This is a genomic window from Streptococcus cristatus (genome assembly GCF_001578775.1).
In the GTDB taxonomy this organism is placed as follows: Bacteria; Bacillota; Bacilli; order Lactobacillales; family Streptococcaceae; genus Streptococcus; species Streptococcus cristatus_A.
The window spans coordinates 1,354,760-1,371,919 of record NZ_KQ969062.1; the positions used below are offsets into that span (position 1 = coordinate 1,354,760).

At 43.9% G+C, this 17,160-nt stretch carries 12 protein-coding genes and 1 pseudogene; 4 read left to right on the forward strand and 9 right to left on the reverse strand.

Annotated elements, in window-relative coordinates:
- Positions 1 to 216: 216 nt before the first annotated feature.
- On the reverse strand, positions 217 to 945 hold the full coding sequence (yaaA, locus tag SCRDD08_RS06765) for a peroxide stress protein YaaA (protein ID WP_061422962.1): 729 nt from the start codon (positions 943 to 945) through the stop codon (positions 217 to 219).
- A gap of 155 nt (positions 946 to 1,100) precedes the next feature.
- On the opposite strand from yaaA, the gene SCRDD08_RS06770 reads away from it, so the two are divergent.
- The 3 genes from SCRDD08_RS06770 to SCRDD08_RS06780 all read left to right on the forward strand — a co-directional run bounded on the left by SCRDD08_RS06770 (position 1,101) and on the right by SCRDD08_RS06780 (position 3,143).
- Positions 1,101 to 1,562, forward strand: a complete 462-nt coding sequence (locus SCRDD08_RS06770) for a DUF1836 domain-containing protein (RefSeq protein ID WP_179856437.1) — start codon at positions 1,101 to 1,103, stop codon at positions 1,560 to 1,562.
- On the forward strand, positions 1,546 to 2,193 hold the full coding sequence (trhA, locus tag SCRDD08_RS06775; RefSeq protein WP_048791816.1) for a PAQR family membrane homeostasis protein TrhA: 648 nt from the start codon (positions 1,546 to 1,548) through the stop codon (positions 2,191 to 2,193). The genes SCRDD08_RS06770 and trhA overlap by 17 nt, the downstream gene beginning before the upstream one ends.
- Positions 2,194 to 2,384: 191 nt before the next feature.
- Positions 2,385 to 3,143, forward strand: coding sequence for a CPBP family intramembrane glutamic endopeptidase (locus SCRDD08_RS06780; protein WP_061422963.1), 759 nt, complete (start codon positions 2,385 to 2,387; stop codon positions 3,141 to 3,143).
- A gap of 119 nt (positions 3,144 to 3,262) precedes the next feature.
- Here the strand turns inward: SCRDD08_RS06780 and SCRDD08_RS06785 are convergent, their stop codons facing one another.
- The 4 genes from SCRDD08_RS06785 to SCRDD08_RS06800 all read right to left on the reverse strand — a co-directional run bounded on the left by SCRDD08_RS06785 (position 3,263) and on the right by SCRDD08_RS06800 (position 10,529).
- Positions 3,263 to 4,903 (reverse strand): hypothetical protein, encoded by a 1,641-nt coding sequence (locus SCRDD08_RS06785; protein ID WP_061422964.1) that lies wholly within the window; start codon positions 4,901 to 4,903, stop codon positions 3,263 to 3,265.
- Positions 4,893 to 5,636 (reverse strand): ABC transporter ATP-binding protein, encoded by a 744-nt coding sequence (locus SCRDD08_RS06790; RefSeq protein WP_045497015.1) that lies wholly within the window; start codon positions 5,634 to 5,636, stop codon positions 4,893 to 4,895. The genes SCRDD08_RS06785 and SCRDD08_RS06790 overlap by 11 nt, the downstream gene beginning before the upstream one ends.
- Before the next feature lie 110 nt (positions 5,637 to 5,746).
- The gene (locus tag SCRDD08_RS06795; RefSeq protein WP_061422965.1) at positions 5,747 to 7,360 is read right to left on the reverse strand and encodes a M20/M25/M40 family metallo-hydrolase; all 1,614 of its coding nucleotides are present in this window, start codon (positions 7,358 to 7,360) and stop codon (positions 5,747 to 5,749) included.
- A gap of 124 nt (positions 7,361 to 7,484) precedes the next feature.
- Positions 7,485 to 10,529, reverse strand: a complete 3,045-nt coding sequence (locus SCRDD08_RS06800; protein WP_061422966.1) for a CocE/NonD family hydrolase — start codon at positions 10,527 to 10,529, stop codon at positions 7,485 to 7,487.
- A 179-nt stretch (positions 10,530 to 10,708) separates the two neighbouring features.
- Here SCRDD08_RS06800 and SCRDD08_RS06805 point away from each other — a divergent pair, with 179 nt between their 5' ends.
- On the forward strand, positions 10,709 to 12,157 hold the full coding sequence (locus tag SCRDD08_RS06805) for an alpha-amylase (protein WP_061422967.1): 1,449 nt from the start codon (positions 10,709 to 10,711) through the stop codon (positions 12,155 to 12,157).
- A gap of 72 nt (positions 12,158 to 12,229) precedes the next feature.
- Here the strand turns inward: SCRDD08_RS06805 and SCRDD08_RS06810 are convergent, their stop codons facing one another.
- The 4 genes and pseudogenes from SCRDD08_RS06810 to glpO all read right to left on the reverse strand — a co-directional run bounded on the left by SCRDD08_RS06810 (position 12,230) and on the right by glpO (position 17,130).
- A complete protein-coding gene (locus SCRDD08_RS06810) occupies positions 12,230 to 13,144 on the reverse strand; it encodes an alpha/beta hydrolase (protein WP_231089348.1) in 915 nt (304 codons plus the stop codon).
- Positions 13,145 to 13,299: 155 nt separating this feature from the next.
- Positions 13,300 to 14,337, reverse strand: a pseudogene (locus SCRDD08_RS06815) (M42 family metallopeptidase).
- 191 nt (positions 14,338 to 14,528) lie between these two features.
- Entirely contained in the window at positions 14,529 to 15,233 is a 705-nt protein-coding gene (locus SCRDD08_RS06820) for an MIP/aquaporin family protein (protein WP_061422969.1), read from the reverse strand.
- A gap of 73 nt (positions 15,234 to 15,306) precedes the next feature.
- Positions 15,307 to 17,130 carry a type 1 glycerol-3-phosphate oxidase gene (gene glpO / locus SCRDD08_RS06825; protein WP_061422970.1) on the reverse strand — a complete coding sequence of 608 codons (1,824 nt, stop codon included), beginning with the start codon at positions 17,128 to 17,130 and terminating at the stop codon, positions 15,307 to 15,309.
- Positions 17,131 to 17,160 lie beyond the last annotated feature (30 nt).

Genomic DNA, 17,160 nt, shown 5'->3' on the forward strand with positions numbered 1-17,160 from the left:
TAAATAATAGAGTAAAAGAGTCCGGGACAATAATCTCTTTGCTACAAAAAAGAGTTTGGGACAAAAATATTTCAATTTTTAAAAATCTTAATTATTAAGCCCTTCAAATCTATAATTAAATGCGAAAAGCGAACAAAGTAGAATTCTGATTACCAGAAAACTAGTTTTGTTCGCTTTTTATATTTGAAGCCAGACTTTTGTCCCAGCCTCCTTTTCTTATTCTTCTTTTACAAAAACCAATTCTTTATCATCTGAAAGATCCGCTCGATAGGTAAAACCTGCAAAAGTGAGCTCTTTGATTTGCTCAAGATGATCGACCTGCGCTTCCATCAAAGCAGTCAAAAACTGCCCACGCGCTTTTTTAGAAATAGTAGAATGACTTTTGAGTTTGCCAGCCTTTTCTTCTAAAAATTTAAAACGAAGCATCTTCTCTCTGACGGATTTATCAAAAACATCCTCAAATTCACTGGACAAGAGAGAAAGCAGCATATCTTCATCCGCTACTGCTTTTGTATACTCTTCCCGCCAAAATGTTTTCAGCGTTTGACCATTGGGCTTCAGTCCCACCAAAAAGTCCAGGCGGTGAGGGGCAATCGGACTCAGGGCAGGAATAACTCCATATAGACTAGAAGTTAAAAGCAAATGGTCTTGAATGTAGGATTTCTCCTCTTGTGTCCAATCTTTTCGCTTGATATTGCGATACATAAGCCCGTCAAATAAGTGCAAGGCTGGATAGGTCTCCGCTTCATTCTTGCTCAGGTTTTGAATTCGCTGGTATTCTATTTCAGCCATCTGCGGACTGATTTTGTATAATTTTTCCAGCTCCTTGGCTGAGAATTGCAACAACTCTTCTATTATGATTGCGCTTTTAGGCGTCAACTGGGAGCGCCCCAGCGAGCTCTGCTCTTCATTCATTTCTTTAGCAGTCGGAATTAAAATTTTCATATTTTCCCTTTCTCATCTTGGATTCAGAGTCTATTTTCCTGTTTTCCCTACTCATGATTATAGCAAATTTTGGACAAATCGGATTTATTCTTGACTTTAATTTTCAAAAATGATATTATCTAGTTATCAAAACTAGATAATAGAAAGTTTAAAATTTGGAAACAAAAAATCTGTTCCCGAGATGGGATGAATTACCTGTTCTTGACCTGTATCTGGACCAAGTCCTGCTTTACGTCAACAAGGTCTGCAAGCCAGCTTTTACTGCATCCGACAAAGGCTTGACGGCATCCATGATCAATAATTATGTCAAGCATGCCTACCTTGAAAAACCTCTAAAGAAAAAATACAATCGCCAGCAAGTTGCCCGCTTGATTGCCATTACAAGCTTGAAAACTGTTTTTTCTATTCAAGATATTGCTGCTACTTTAGATATGCTCAACGCTGAGACCCAGTCTGAAGAGCTCTACAATGACTTTGTGGATTATATGAACGGACGGAAACTTGAAGTGACTCCCATTATTGCCAGTGCCTGTCAGACCTTAAAACTCTACCAACAAACCCTTGCTTTTATCCAAGTACCCGAAAAGGAGGCCGATAACGATGAACTACGCGCTTAAACTCAGTAAACAACTCTCTTTTGGAGAGGAAATTGCCAATGCTGTCACTCATGCCGTCGGAGCTGTTTTGATGCTGATTCTCCTGCCCATCTCTGCTATTTACAGTTATGAAGGGCATGGCCTCGTTTCTGCTGTTGGCACTTCTATCTTTGTCATTAGCCTTTTCCTCATGTTTCTTTCTTCTACCATTTACCACTCCATGTCCTACGGCTCTACCCACAAATACATCCTAAGGATTATTGACCACTCCATGATTTATATCGCTATCGCGGGCAGCTATACGCCTGTCGTCCTTTCACTCATGAATGACTGGAGGGGCTATCTGATTATCGCGATTCAGTGGGGAACGACCATCTTTGGTATTCTCTACAAAATCTTTGCCAAAAAGGTCAATGAGAAATTCAGCCTGGCTCTCTATCTAATTATGGGCTGGCTGGTTATCTTTATCATCCCGCAAATTATCGGACAAACTGGACCAGTGTTTTGGGGACTCATGCTAGCAGGCGGTCTTTGCTACACAGTCGGCGCTGGTTTTTATGCCAAAAAGAAGCCCTACTTCCACATGATTTGGCACCTCTTCATCCTAGCCGCTTCTGCTCTCCAGTACCTAGCAATTGTCTATTTCATGTAAAACTGCTTTTCAAAGCAGTTTTTTTCTATAGCATAATGCAGCTCTTCAACCAAGCCGGCAACAGATCTGCACTAACCACCTCTCAAAAGTAAGAGCTTTGAAATAATATAAATTTAAGCTTTCTCTGCTAAGATAAGGATAGAAAAGATGATCTCTGGCAAATGATTCTGCCAGTTATGGAAGGGAAATGAATGGCTATTTTATCAAAAATCCGCCCATCACAGCCTCTGAAAGAGCTGAAATGGTTTGACATTCTTGTGATTACTCTGCTCATGTTTGGTCAGTTCATCTACACATCAACTGAGCTTTACCTAGCTAGCTTTGCAACAACAGCGACGACAGCGGCAACTGAAACTGTCAGCAATACAGCTAGCGAAGGCGCAGCATTCTCAAGCAATTTCAATCTTCAGCTCCTGATGCTGACCTTAACTATTCTTTACCTATTGCTTCGGCGCTTTGACTTTAAGCAGCTCCCTATCCGTCTGAGCTGGTCGGTTCTCCTTTGGACACCTCTGACCTTTGTAGCAGTGGGATTCTTTGGAGACATTGTGATGACGCTGAGTGGCGAGTATAATTACTTTGATCCAACCCTCTGGTCTTATATTGATTTACTGGAAATCTTCCGGAAATTTGCTGATCTGACACCCATGGCTATCCTCTACGGACTGCTCAATGGTTTCTATGAGGAATTCTTCTTTCTGGGGCTTATGACCTCTGTTAAGGATAAGTATAAGTGGTGGGCGCTGGCCTATTCTACCATTATTCGGATTTCTTTCCATACTTACCAAGGAATGCTCTGGGCCTTGGTTATCGGAGTGGTCTATGGACTCTTTTACTATTTCCTTTACAAGTACAAGGTCAAGAACCTCCTGCCTTTCTTCCTCATGCACGCCTTGGCAGATATGTTTGGCTCCAGCTTGATGTATGTCTTGATTAACTGGCGTTCTTAAAAGGATAAAAATCAGCTGACATACAGTTTATATCGGAAAACTATAAAATAAATCGCAACTAAAAAGCTTAGCAGCAAGGTATCAAGTAACCTCGCCGCTAAGCTTTTTATTATGGTCAATTAGCAATTAAAACTAGCAATCTCGCTATCAAGTTTTTTCATATAGTAGCGATAGATCAGATAAGAAACAAGTCCACAAGTCAAAATCAGCAGAACAGAAAGGAGATAGAGAACCATGAGAGATAGGGAGTATGAAATCACATAGAGAACACCAATCACGATCATCACTCCAATGGTAAAGGCTAGTGCCAATAGGGTCTTACCCATACTGTTATCTCGACTCATCAGCTCGTTGACATTGGACCAGTTGGTCACCAAATGCTTATAATCCCGATGATAGCCCCAAGCGCTCCAAGCTAGACTAGCCATAAACCAAACCAGCAGCATAACGAGAAACGTCACCAAATGAACATGGAAGATAAGACTAGTCACCAAAAGAAGAATCACTGGTAAAATGGACTGAATGGCAAAGAGATACCAAAATTTGAGACGAACGTATTTTCTTAGCTCAAAAGGTAAGACCTTCAGATAATCAAAATTTTCCCGCTCCAAGGATAAACCAATAGAGGTCAGATTATTCCCACCCGAATTGAGGGTAGCGATAAACATAGATAGGAAGCTAAGCGGAAGTAAAAATCGCGGAATCAAGAACGGGCTAACATTTAGATCTGCTTTGACTGCCCCCATGGCCATACTAAAAATGATGATGTAAGGAATCAGTGCTGACATGAAGAGAGCCTGCAAGATAACCGAACCTTCACTCAGCAGCCGAATGTGATAGCGCCAGACGAACTTCTTAAAGTTCTTGGCCTCGTCCATATTGATATCGTGCACCCGCTCACGTTTGCCACTTGCTGCACCCGTCATCAAGGCTGCTTCATAAAATTCTGGTATGACCTTGAACTTAACCACCAAGAAGAGCAGAGCCGCCACGGCAAGCCAAGCTAGAATTCCTAAAATTGCAGACAAGCTAAAAGGATTGATGATAAAGTCGTAAAAGGCTACAACTGGCGGGAAATAAGGTGTGGCTACTGTATTGCTGGCGATACTACGACTGTTCATTTGATTGATAAAGATATAGAGTCCTACCGAACCAAGGGAAACCAGCCCTAGAATCACATTGGATAGAATAGTCTTATACTTTCTAAAGAAAGCTGTCTTGGTGATAAAATGCACCAAAATCAAAATGACAAAAGTTATAACCGAGCTTAAAATTCCAATCGAAATCAAGGCCATAGGCAGGCCGACTAAAGGATTTCCGCCTTGAAGAGCTAGCACGATGAAATAGCTATACATGGGCAGAATTGCAATCAAGAGGGTCAGGACAACAGAGATGCTCTTTCCGACAATGATTTCTGATTCACTAAAGGCATAGGACCGATAGGACTGCAAATCCTTACTTTCATAGAAGACATTATAGAAAACGAGGAAGCCCTGCGACATGGAGAATACAGCAAATATGGAGACCATATTGGCAAAATGTCCCGGATTGCCCACCATGTGATTGAAGGCACTCATGATACCAAAGAAGAATAGGTAGACCAACCCCAAAATCAAGTACATTCGAATAGCCTGCAGGGAGACATTGACTTTTACCTCTGGATTTTTTTCCTGCTTCTTGCGGTATTGCTGCAACTGCGAAGCTTGGATAGCATAGAGAATATTGATATCAACTAATTTTTTAATCGCTTTAAGGCGCATCTGAACTCACCTCTTCTCTGCGGCCAGCCAGACCTAGATAGATGGTTTCGAGGGACTGGTCTGGATGCTGGGCTTTCAGGTCTTCAACCGTTCCGTAGAATATCAGCTCTCCTTTTTTGAGAATGGCAATCTTGTCGCATAGCTGCTCAGCTACTTCTAACACGTGGGTTGAAAACAGAACTGTATTTCCCTTGTTAGCATGCTCACGCATCATCTGCTTGAGATCAAAAGCTGCCTGAGGATCCAAGCCCGTCAAGGGCTCATCCAAAACCCAGATATCTGGATCGGACAAAAGAGCACCAATGACAAAGACCTTCTGCCGCATACCGTGTGAAAACGACTCAATTACTTCATAACGATGGCTAGCAAAGTCAAAAATAGCCAGCAATTCACCCAAACGAGCCTCTACTTCTGCCGTGGTCATATCGTAGGAAGTCGCCACCAGCTCCCAAAATTCATTGGCTGTCAGACGCAAGAAAAGATCAGGAGAATCAGCTACATAGCCGATTTTTTTCTTAATTTCTAGACGATTACTGGATAGCTCCTTGCCGTCCACAAAAATTTGTCCTTGTGTCGGATTGATGACGCTGACCAAGGATTTAATGGTCGTTGACTTACCCGCTCCATTATGCCCTATCAGACCAACAATCTCACCGCTTTCCAAGGTCAGATTCAGGTGGTTAAGCGCCAGCTTGCCATCATAGTCTTTTGTAACATCTCTAAATTCAATCATGAGAATCTCCTTTGCTATGTTTTGAGGTTATTATACTATCCTAAAAGTCATTTGTCTAGAAACTAGCGAAAAAGTTCGGATTTTACTTTAAAACAAGGAAGAACCATCCTTTAAACCTTAAAAGATTGAGCATTCTCCAGCAGATAGAGCAAGAAATTAGGAATGGTTTCCAGCATATCCTGCTCATAGACACGCTCAGTCAGCTGATGCAAGTCCTTGCCCCATGGACCGAGATTGATACCAGGGATATGATTAGCCGCAATTTCTGGGAAATCCAGATGATAGAGATTCTCAGGCACAGGCATACTGGCAATCAGGTCTTGGTATTCAGCGGCAGGCTTCTCCAAGGCACAGTAACTAAGGTCACAAATTCCCATGAAAAATTCGTCAACTTGGAGTTGACAACCAGCTTCCTTGTCCAGATAATCTTGATAGAGTTGAATGACCTTATCAATCCTAATCGGACTGTCTGACAAGCGGCGACAATTCATGGATGGGTAGTAAGGCGGCGCGATTGCTAAGATAACCAAAGCTTCCTTACGATCGTAAAAATCTAAAACTTTTTGAATATTTTGAATGCTGATTTCCTGATAGGAGGCACCCTCTTGCAGAGCTTGCTGGGCTTCTTCGTAAATCTGCTGCAAAGTGCTTTCAAAACCGATTTTTTCTTGGCATTCTTGCAGTAATTCCTGATAGGTCAGCACGCGCGGTTTCGGTACATGCTTGCTTTCTTCATAAACCTTCTGCAACTGACAGTAGTTTTGATAAAAGTCATCCACTGCTTCCTGACTGAGATTCTTTATGGTCGCTAGCAGCTCACTTGGACTCTTTTCTAGATAAAGGACGCTGAAATAGCCTGCAGCACGCAGCACAGTTGACACATCGTAATTCTCCTTCAAATCACGCAGATAGGACCAAGATGGCAGGGGCGAGCGTTCTCCATAGGCCATGTCGGACAGAGCCGGATTGAGGTCAATTTTTTCAGCAACTTTGGCCAGCAAGGATAGAGCATTGATTCCCTTGAGTGGCTCTTTCATGTGAGAAAGGATGCCTTGAGTCACGACAACTGGCATCAACTTGCCGACTGTTCCTATATGAAGAACCTTTTCCTCTGCTGACTGACTCTCAAAAGGCTCAGAATCCACAGCCAGAAGGTAATGAAGCTGGAAACGCTCCTTCAGTTCAGCAAGCAGGGCTGTTGCTGCCCGCATGCCTTGGGAATAGGACTCCTCATCTCCGACAGACAGATAGAGCAAATTGACCTGACCAGACTGTCTCTGACTGTATCTTTCTACCACTCCTAGCTGCAAGGCCAGAGCCGCTTTCATGTCACAAGAACCCCGACCGAACTGCCATTTGTCCGACGCAATATCCGCTAAAAGATCTGAATCTGAAGAAATGGAGGGTAATTTTTCTTTAAGAGTCTGATTATCAAAAGCCCAGTCTTTGAGACTGCCAAAATCCTCAATGTCTACTGTATCATGATGATGAAAAAGAATCACGGTGTCAGGCGTATCCCGCTTGACCAGAGCCCAGTTGACACTGCGACCATAAAAATCATTCGGAATCTGAAAGCAGCCAAACTGTTCTGGATGCTCCTGAAAATAAGGAATCTTGCCTATCCGCTCCTGAAGAAAGGCTTCAATCTTCCGCTCAGAACTAGTATGGGTAAAACTTTCAATCGCCATACTTTGGTCAAAAATATCTTGAATATACTGTTTCATTCTTTCTACCTCTATATTGCTGGCACTTCTGACTTGCAAGCCAAGGCCAGCTGAAAGACGATAAGGCAAAAGCAGCCAATCTTTACCTAGTCCGGAATGTTTGGCTGCTTTTTTCTTGTAATGACTAACGATGAGAATATTTCTTAACGAGGCCAGACATGCTGAATGTGCTGACAAGAAGTACCAAGCCTAGATAGAACATTCCTTTTTCTGAATGGCTACCAGTTTTTGGCAAGGAAGCTGCGGCTTGTTGAGCTTGTTGAACAACTGCCTGCTCCACTTGAGACGCTTCTAGTTGACTAGCCAATTGCTGCACCTGAGGCACCACTTTCTGACTGCCTAATTGCTGCACATGGTCAGTCACGCCTTTCTCATCTTCTTTACGTCCAACCCTCGAATCGACTGACGGAGCTTCTTGTTGCGGCTCCTGTCTATCAAAGATATATTCTGGAACTTCTCTGATTTCTGGTGCAACTAGTTTCTCACCAAGAATTTCAGGTAAGTTAGCATATTCCGTATCCAGGGCACTTGCTACATAATCAGCTTTTTGAGAACGACTAGCTTCCACAGTCGGTACTAGCGCACTAATAGAATCCGTCTTGAAAGTCACCGCATACTGACGCTTAATCGTCAAGTCGCTAGGATCATAAGTATTGAAGACCAGAGCCAGCTTGTGACCTTTTTTCACCGTGTAAAGATTCGGCTGCAAATACATGGTATAATCATGAAATTGGCCGACTTTTGGCTTAATACTTTTTTCTGAACTAGACGGTGTATAGCCTGATTCTGGATTGGCTAAGTTTAGCCAGCCCTTAGCAATGACCTTGTATTTTGTTTTGGTTGTCGCAAAGTTTTTAACATCCAGATTGTTGAGATTGCTACCCATCCAGAAGTCACCAGCCTTGCTATCATCACTAGCAGCACCATTTCCAACAACATCAAACTCTTCGTCCGAAACATCCACCAATAGCGCATTGACCTGCAAGTCTTTGCCACTTCCCTTGGCTAAAGCTGCCTTGAAGTGGACTGGAATATGGCCCTTTATAGTCGTGTCTTCTTTGACTTCTGTCATAAAGGTCATGTTGGACTTAGAAGAAGCTTGACTGACAGTTTCATCTCGCTTACTAGTGTCAATCCCAGCAGCCGCATAGTCACTGGAGATGGTCTCTTCGAGACGTTTGGACTTAGCTGTCAAAATCAAACGATTGGTGCTTTTCCAGTTATCATAGCTCGTCCATTTATTTGGATCGTAGTTATTTTGTGCCAAGACAGCAGGAAGCTTGCTAACATCGTTCTTGACATCGTAAAGATAATGAGAGAACCAAATATTGAGCAAGTCGTAGAAATCTTGATTGTTGGCCTTGATACCATAACCTCGAGAGATAGCTGCTGGATGGACATGGTCTCCTTGGTGGAGATAGAGTTTTACATTTTGTCCTGCTTTTTTCAAGACATCATACATGAGCTCAAACTGTTTGGTTTTGACATTGTCATCATTTAAGCCATGTACCAGCAGGGCACTAGTCTTTATCTTTCCTGAATTTAAGGTATAATCGCGTTCCCGCCAAACTTGGCTATAATTGCGACCGTGGGCTTTTTGGTCCTTGTTTAGCTGATTGATGTAGTCAGCATACTTGTTCCAGATTGAAGCCCAATCGTCTTGATCAAGCATCCGAGTAGAAACGTAGAGTGACAGCCAAGAAAGATCACTGTATGGCGGATTGCTGTAGGCTGTTCCTTGACTATTGAAATAATCATACCAGCTAGCAATTCCTGCGGCTGGAACGATGGTTCTCAGGCCTTCTACACCCGTTGTTGCCACACCGAAAGTTGTCGTACCGGCCCAAGATAGGCCAGTCATTCCGACTTTGCCATTGGCCCAGTCAGCCTTGATTTCAATATTGCTAGTTCTGTCTGTGTAGGCCGTTCGTTTACCGTTGACCCATTCGACAATATTTTTAAAAGCTTCTACTTCCAAATCAGATCCAGTCGTATTGAAGCCTTCTGAACCCTTAGTTCCCAGACCAGCACTGGAAACAAAGGCATAGCCGCGCACTAGGAAGTAATCATACCAGTTCAAATTCTCGTAATCATAAATCCCTTCATAAGGGCTATAATAGTACCAATCAGACGCTTTGGCCTTCTTTGCCGCATCAATACTGCTCATGCTAGAAACCGGTTGGCGCTTAGCAGGCTTATTGTGCAAGCTCTTCATGTCATAAGAACCGTTTGTCGGCAGATTGAGACTTTCCAAGGTCACATAGTTTTCATCCAAAGTCCCCGCGACGTAAGGGCGAGCTTCTAAAATTGTAGAAGCCTTAAAATCACCTTGGGCTACTGCTTTAGGAAGTTGTACGATAGCCTTGACGAGGTCACGCTTCCCGTCTCCATCCGTGTCATGATCCGTCTCAACATAGACAGGAAAACGGACGATATCGCTTTTTTCATACGAATAGTCTTTATCTTCCTTAGCTCCACTGCTATATGGGAAAATTGGCTGTGCCCGACCATTCAAAAAGAGCGGTGCTTTCTTTTCAGCACGATAGGCATCATGCAGGCGCTTGGCAACTGCATACATAGTCTGCAGATTGCTTCCCTGTACACGGGCTGTCAAATCGGCCTCTTTGTCAATCATTCCCATGCTCTTGGCTAGATTCACCCTATCTTGGGCACTGGTGCCTAGCTGAGATTCATTGATAGCTGCCCATTTCAGGAGCTCATCGACTGCTTCTTGCAGGGTCAGTTCCTTATCAGCCAAGGCTGGATTTGAAAGGCTTCCAGTATAAGCAGACAGGTCTTGGCCTTTGGCAGTAGCAGGCACAGCAGAAGGCACTAAGCTAGCATCTTGAGCCAAAGCTAAAGGTGGCGACTCCAATGATGAGGTAGGCTTTTCAGAGTCCACAACTGATTTTTCAGCAGTGACCAACTCCCTTTCTTGCTTTTCTGGTCTTGCAGTAACCGACGATTCCTTGCTTTCAACCTCTAAAACTGCTGGTTGCTGGACTGAAGATACTGGTTCAGACGGCTTTGCAATAGCTTCTGTTTGAAGAATTTCCTTGCTTTCGACATTCGCCTGACTCGCCTCATCGGCTTGAACAACCTGGCCTAGGGCCAAAGGTGCAAATAGCGAGACTGATAAGAGTAACCTCACTAGTTCTCTCTTTTTCATAAAGAACCCCTTTCTTTTTATAAAGTTTATTACTTGTCCATTATACTATGTAAACGTTTTATTTTCAATGCTAGTTTTAGCTTATCATCAAAAAATATGGAATTAACTTGTATAAACGTTTGTGTCATCATTCTTCTTTTGGTAAAATAGACCCATCCCAAGAATGTGAGGTATCTCGTATGGAAAATCAAACATTAATGCAGTATTTTGAATGGTACTTACCAAATGATGGACAACACTGGAATCGCTTGGCGGAGGATGCTCCGCAACTAGCATCAAAAGGTATCCGCAAGGTTTGGATGCCACCAGCTTTCAAAGCAACAGGCTCAAATGATGTCGGCTATGGAGTTTATGATCTCTTCGACCTAGGTGAGTTTGACCAAAAAGGAACTGTCCGCACCAAATATGGCTTTAAAGAAGACTACCTAAAAGCTATCCAAACTCTCAAAGCCAATGGCATTGAACCCATGGCTGATGTAGTCCTGAATCACAAGGCAGCTGCAGACTACAAAGAGCGTTTTACTGTCGTTGAAGTGGATCCCAACGATCGAACTAAAGTCTTGTCAGAACCTTTCGAAATCAAAGGCTGGACTAAGTTTGTCTTCCCAGGCCGCAATAAAACCTACAATGACTTTGAATGGCATTGGTACCACTTTACCGGTACAGACTATGATGCCAAAAACAACAAGTCAGGCATTTTCCTTATCCAAGGAGACAATAAAGGCTGGGCAGATGATGAGCTTGTGGACAATGAAAACGGCAACTATGACTATCTCATGTATGCCGATATTGACTTTAAGCATCCAGAGGTTATTCAAAACCTCTACGACTGGGTTTACTGGTTTATCGAAACAACAGGCGTTCAAGGATTTCGCTTAGATGCTGTCAAGCACATTGACTCCTTCTTTATGAGAAATTTTATCCGCGATATAACTGAAAAATACGGTGAGGATTTCTATGTTTTTGGAGAATTTTGGAATAGCGATGAGACAGCTAATAACGACTATCTAAAAAATATTGAATACCGCTTTGATCTTGTTGACGTCAAGCTCCACCATAATTTCTTTGACGCTAGCATATCTGGGGCAGACTTTGACCTACGGACGATTTTTGATCAGACGCTTGCCAAGAATCATCCTGAATCAGCCGTGACCTTCGTGGACAATCACGACACCCAGCGAGGACAAGCTCTGGAATCCACCGTCGAAGAATGGTTCAAGCCAGCAGCCTATGCTCTCATCCTGCTACGAGATGAAGGACTGCCTTGCGTCTTTTATGGTGACTACTATGGTATTAGTGGGGAATTTGCTCAAGAGAGCTTCCAAGAAGTGCTGGACAAGCTCTTGGATGTCCGCCTCAATCTCGCTTACGGTGAGCAGACTGACTACTTTGACGATGTCAACTGTATCGGCTGGACTCGCCAAGGCAAGGACGATGGTCAGCCAATCGCTGTTGTTGTCTGCAATGACCAAGCTAGCAGCAAGCCTATGCTGGTCGGGCCAGAATGGGCTGGTAGAGAATTCAGCGATTATCTGGGCAATAGCTCTCAAATCGTGACGATCGACGAAGAAGGCTGGGGAGAATTTCCAGTGGAGGAAAAGTCAGTCAGTGTCTGGTCTGTCAAATAATCTGTATATTCAAAAACGAGAAGGAAAAATTTCCTCTCGTTTTTCTAGTATTTCAAGCTCCTATAAAACTTGCTATTTTAGAAACTGCTTTATTTTTTCTGCTAACTCATCACTAGCATAATCATGCACATAATGAGGACAGTCTAGTAGAATTAGCTCTGTCTGTGAATGCGCTGCTGCAAAATCCTTCTGGAAGCTCTGCCATTCTCTCTGACTATAGCCAGTCCCTTGGCCATTTGAAGCAAAGAGCAAGATCGGTAGTTCAGGAAGCTTTTCCTTCGAAACTAGCTCAGCATTTTGCTTAACCTGCATGACCTCTTCATAAACAGCATTTGACAATGGACGACGATAAAACAGCACTTTGTATATTTGCTTTTCTTTTGCTGTCAAATCACCAGACGCAAGAGCGGGAACCTGCTTGTCAGCATCATAAAATACCCGACTTAAGCCTAAATTAGCGGCCATTTGTAAGCCTTTATAAGCTAAAGGATAGAGCCTCAGATCAGTGTAAGAACTCGGCAAAGCCATATCCAGTCCGATAATGCCTTGGACTTCTTCTGGATATTTTGCAACCCAATGAAGCGCTTCTAGTCCGGCCATAGAGTGTGCTACCAAAGTATATGGGCCTGTGACTTCAGACTTTTGTAAAGCCTGCCTCGTCTGGGCAAGTACCGTGTCAATATCTCTACTATCTCCTTGGCTGTCATCGCTGAAGCCATAGCCCAATCGTTCAACCACAACTATGCGATAATCTTTTTCCAATCTTGAATAGAGGGTCCTAAAGTCAAGAATGGGGGAAGTTGTGCCACCACCCGCCAAAAAGACCAGCGTCTGCTCTCCTTGACCAGTTACATATACATTCATTTTCTTGCCATCTACTTGAACCAGTCGACCTGAGGGATTATCAAGTAATTTTTGCTCTTTAGTCAGGCAGATTTTATGATAAGTAAAGATTAAGACCAGAGCACTGATGATTGTAAAAAGCAAACACAGAAAGAATTTCTTCAAATACCTGAACACCATAATTTCCCAAATATTTTTAAGCATCTACGAAGACTAAACCGATTAAACAAGAACAGCCATTCTGTTTCCCATAGGATACTCATATTTCTGCCTTTTATTCAAGGCTAGATGCCCTACTTTTACTCCACCAAGCCACTTCTCAGATAAGCATCCACCATGCGCTCTGTCGCAACAACCGAATCAATATGCGTGCGCTCGTAAGAGTGGCTGGATTCGATACCAGCACCTAGCAGGGCGTGCTTGACTTCTGCTCCTGCACTCATGGCTGCAGAGGCGTCTGACCCGTAAAATGGATAGATGTCCAGTTTATAAGGAATGTCCTGATCCTTAGCCAAATTCACCAAATGCTGGCGGAAGCCATAGTGATAAGGACCTGAAGCGTCCTTGACACAGATGGAAACTGTGTACTCATCTGTCTGCTGATCGTCACCCATAGCCCCCATATCAACCGCCAAATACTCTACCGCTTGCGCCGGCAGGCTGGAATTAGCCCCATGACCAACCTCTTCAAAGACACTGAAAGCAAAATGAGTCGTCACTGGTAGCTGAATATTTTCCTCTTTATAAACGCTCAAAAGATTGAGCAAAATAGCTGCGCTGACCTTGTCATCCAGAAAGCGGGACTTGATAAAGCCTGACTCGGTAACAGTGGTACGAGGATCAAAGGAAATAAAATCACCGACTTCGATTCCTAAATCCCGCGTTTCTTTTTCACTCGTCACCTTTTCATCCAAACGAACTTCCATATTGTCCTGAGTACGTTCAACCGTCCCAGCGTCCTTATAGACATGTCAGGAAGTCTGGTGAACTAGGATAGTACCGCTGATAGTCTTGCCACTGCTGGCCACATGGACTAGACAGTTTTCTCCTTCAATCATGTTCCAAGGGAAACCACCAATTCGATCCAGCTTGAGGCGACCATCTGGCTTAACCGCACGCACGATAGCACCCAGAGTATCCACATGGGCCGTCACGACCCGATGTTGAGCATCATTTGCTCCCTTAACCACAACATGAACGCCGCCTTTATTGGTCCGGACAGGCTCATAGCCCAAGCCTTCTAGTGTCTTCACCAGATAGTCTGCCACCTCAGCCGTAAAGCCTGTTGGGGAAGGAATAGCCGTTAATTCTTGTAAATATTGAACAGTTTGATTCATCATAACTCCTTTAGATCATTTATACTGTCAATTATAGCATAAATCCGCTGTCAAATATCGTCCTGACTGACTCTTTTCTCCTGATTTTAGATTGATCTAGCAAAGTCTTCGATGAAATTAGAAAATCTATAGAAAAATCCTCTTCTCCAAGCATGTATCAATCTCGGAGAAGAGGATTGCTTTATTTTATTCTAAAATAGGGAGAAGACTACTACTGCAAGGACGGCACCAATGATTGGACCGACAACTGGAATCCAAGCATAGCTCCAATCACCATTTCCTTTGTTTGGAATTGGAAGAAGACCGTGCATGATGCGAGGTCCTAAGTCACGAGCAGGGTTGAGGGCATAGCCAGTCGTTCCACCAAGTGAAAGACCAATCCCAACAATCAAGGTTCCAACTGCGAAAGTACCAAGTCCTGCTTGCAGCTTATAAAACCCTAGAGCGAAGATAGTCAGTACAAGGACAAAAGTTCCAAGAATTTCGCTAATCAGATTTGAGAAGGTGTCTTTGATAGCAGGGCCAGTGCTGAATGTCCCAAGAATATTAGCTGGATTTTCTTCAACCAGATAATGGGGCTTGAACTGTAGGAAGACGAGGAACTGTCCAACCATAGCACCTGCAAACTGAGCAAGGATATACGGAAGAACAGATGCCCAAGGTAAATCACCTTTGAGAGCTACTCCGATGGTTAGGGCAGGATTCAGATGGGCTGGGCCAAGGTTGCCAGATACAAAAGCAGCGATGGCAACGGCAATCCCCCATCCCATGGTAATCACAATCCAACCAGAGTTGTGGCTCTTAGTTTTGGGAAGAACCACGTCTGCAACGACGCCATTCCCCAAAAGGAGCAAGAGCAGGGTTCCTAAAAATTCACCAAATATTTCTTTCATCATCTATATTACTCCATTTAAAAGAAGGGGAGGCCAGACAGGAGAACTGGTCCGCCACCTCTTCTTCTATTCTCTATTATTTCAATTCTGCTAAATCATTATTCGCAAGGGCAGCTTCTAGGTCATTTCGATAGGCTGCTTTTTCTTCTTCTGTCCAATCGTAGAATCGTCCCATTTCATCCAGAACTGGCTCTACAATCGCATCTAAGCTATCCCGCATAAAGAGCATGTGGTTTGTCCGGCGAAGCAGGAAGTCCACTGGGCTGAGTGCTAATTCATTGCGCATCGCATAATGGAGTGACAAGGTATCCGTTAGGCTAAGTCCTGGCGCTTGCTCGATGCTGTGAGCGAGGGCATAGACTTTAGGAACATTGGAGCCATAAAGGTTGGCAAGATAGAAGGCTTCTTTGCTGTCCAATCCGCGTGAAACACCAAGTTGCGCAAAGGCTTCGATTTCGGAATCCACATTTGCTGGATTGAGCTCTCCACCTGAAACAGGATAGGTCTTAGAGTTGATGAGCTTGAAGCTGCGGTCGAATTCGGCTTTGAGGATTTCAACGACACGCTCCATAGCGCCTTCAGCCATCTTACGATAGTCTGTGATTTTACCGCCAGCAAGAGTCAAGAGACCATTGTTATCACGTTCCAGGCTGGAACCGCGAGACACTGCAGATGGATCCAAGTGTTTTTCAGACGTGCTGCTTTCGAGTTTTGTAACAGCTGCTTCAACATCCTCACGGGATTTTTCTTTAGCCAGGTAGCTTTCAACAGTCGCAATCAGTGCATTGAAGCTTTCGTCGCTAATAGTACCGTTGTTTCCGCCGTTGTAGTCAGAAGCGCTGTTTCCTGCGATCAAAGGACGCAGACCTGCCCAGCTACTTTCGATGTCATCAATCGTGATCTTTGCTTCTGGGAAGCGATTATTGACAATTCCCAAGAGGTAATCCACATCTTCTTGTGTTACTTTTGGATGCTCTAAGTCACCAGTGTAGTCAGTGTCAGTCGTACCAAAGTAGGTTTTATTTTCACGTGGAAGAACAAAGACCATCCGGCCGTCTCCCAAGCCTGTATCAAAGTAGACTGGCTGAGAAACCTTGATCTTGCTAGAGTCAACTACCAGGTGAACACCCTTGGTTGGACGCATTTGTGAGTATTGCTCACCGTTATTTGACAGACTGCGCACCTTGTCGCTCCAAGGTCCAGTTGTGTTGATGACTAGGCGTGCCTTGATTTCAAAGACTTCATCTGTCAAGAGGTCACGCGCAACAACGCCTGTAATCTTTCCAGCTTCATCAAAGAGGAAGCCTTCTGCCTTGACATGGTTGGCAATCAGGGCACCGTCTTGGTTGGCGCGTTTGATATTTTCAATTACGAGGCGTGCGTCGTTATTGCGGAAGTCAAGATAGACACCGCCACCGACCAGGCCTTCCTTCTTGAGTTCAGGTTCCCGTTCGAGCACTTCTTCCTTGCTCAAGACCTTGTTAGCAGCTGGTGTGTTGTTGACACCAGCCAGAAGGTCGTACAAGTCCATAGCCACTTTAAGACGGAAGAGGCTAAATGTCGCTCCATCCTCATCGTAAACTGGCAAGAGCATTGGATCCGGTTTTGGAATGTGAGGGGCAATTTGCTGGACCACAGCACGCTCAGAAACTGTATCTGAGACCACTTCTACGTCGAATTGTTTGAGGTAACGAAGACCACCATGGACCAGTTTGGTAGAACGGCTAGAAGTCCCTTCTGCAAAGTCCTGCATTTCAATCAGACCAGTTTCAAGACCACTAGCTGCTGCTTGCAAGGCTACTCCAGCACCGGTAATCCCCCCACCAATAATCAGGAGGTCCAAGGTGCGTTCCTGCATTTTTTTTATCGATAATTCACGTGTTTTCTTTGAAAATTCCATATTTACACACTTTCTAACTTAGTCGCGTTA

Bases quoted from the DNA above. Each gene is read 5' to 3' on its own strand.
- yaaA (WP_061422962.1), bottom strand. From the start codon at position 945: ATGAAAATTTTAATTCCGACTGCTAAAGAAATGAATGAAGAGCAGAGC.
- trhA (WP_048791816.1), top strand. From the start codon at position 1,546: ATGAACTACGCGCTTAAACTCAGTAAACAACTCTCTTTTGGAGAGGAA.
- SCRDD08_RS06780 (WP_061422963.1), top strand. From the start codon at position 2,385: ATGGCTATTTTATCAAAAATCCGCCCATCACAGCCTCTGAAAGAGCTG.
- SCRDD08_RS06785 (WP_061422964.1), bottom strand. From the start codon at position 4,903: ATGCGCCTTAAAGCGATTAAAAAATTAGTTGATATCAATATTCTCTAT.
- SCRDD08_RS06790 (WP_045497015.1), bottom strand. From the start codon at position 5,636: ATGATTGAATTTAGAGATGTTACAAAAGACTATGATGGCAAGCTGGCG.
- SCRDD08_RS06795 (WP_061422965.1), bottom strand. From the start codon at position 7,360: ATGAAACAGTATATTCAAGATATTTTTGACCAAAGTATGGCGATTGAA.
- SCRDD08_RS06800 (WP_061422966.1), bottom strand. From the start codon at position 10,529: ATGAAAAAGAGAGAACTAGTGAGGTTACTCTTATCAGTCTCGCTATTT.
- SCRDD08_RS06805 (WP_061422967.1), top strand. From the start codon at position 10,709: ATGGAAAATCAAACATTAATGCAGTATTTTGAATGGTACTTACCAAAT.
- SCRDD08_RS06820 (WP_061422969.1), bottom strand. From the start codon at position 15,233: ATGATGAAAGAAATATTTGGTGAATTTTTAGGAACCCTGCTCTTGCTC.
- glpO (WP_061422970.1), bottom strand. From the start codon at position 17,130: ATGGAATTTTCAAAGAAAACACGTGAATTATCGATAAAAAAAATGCAG.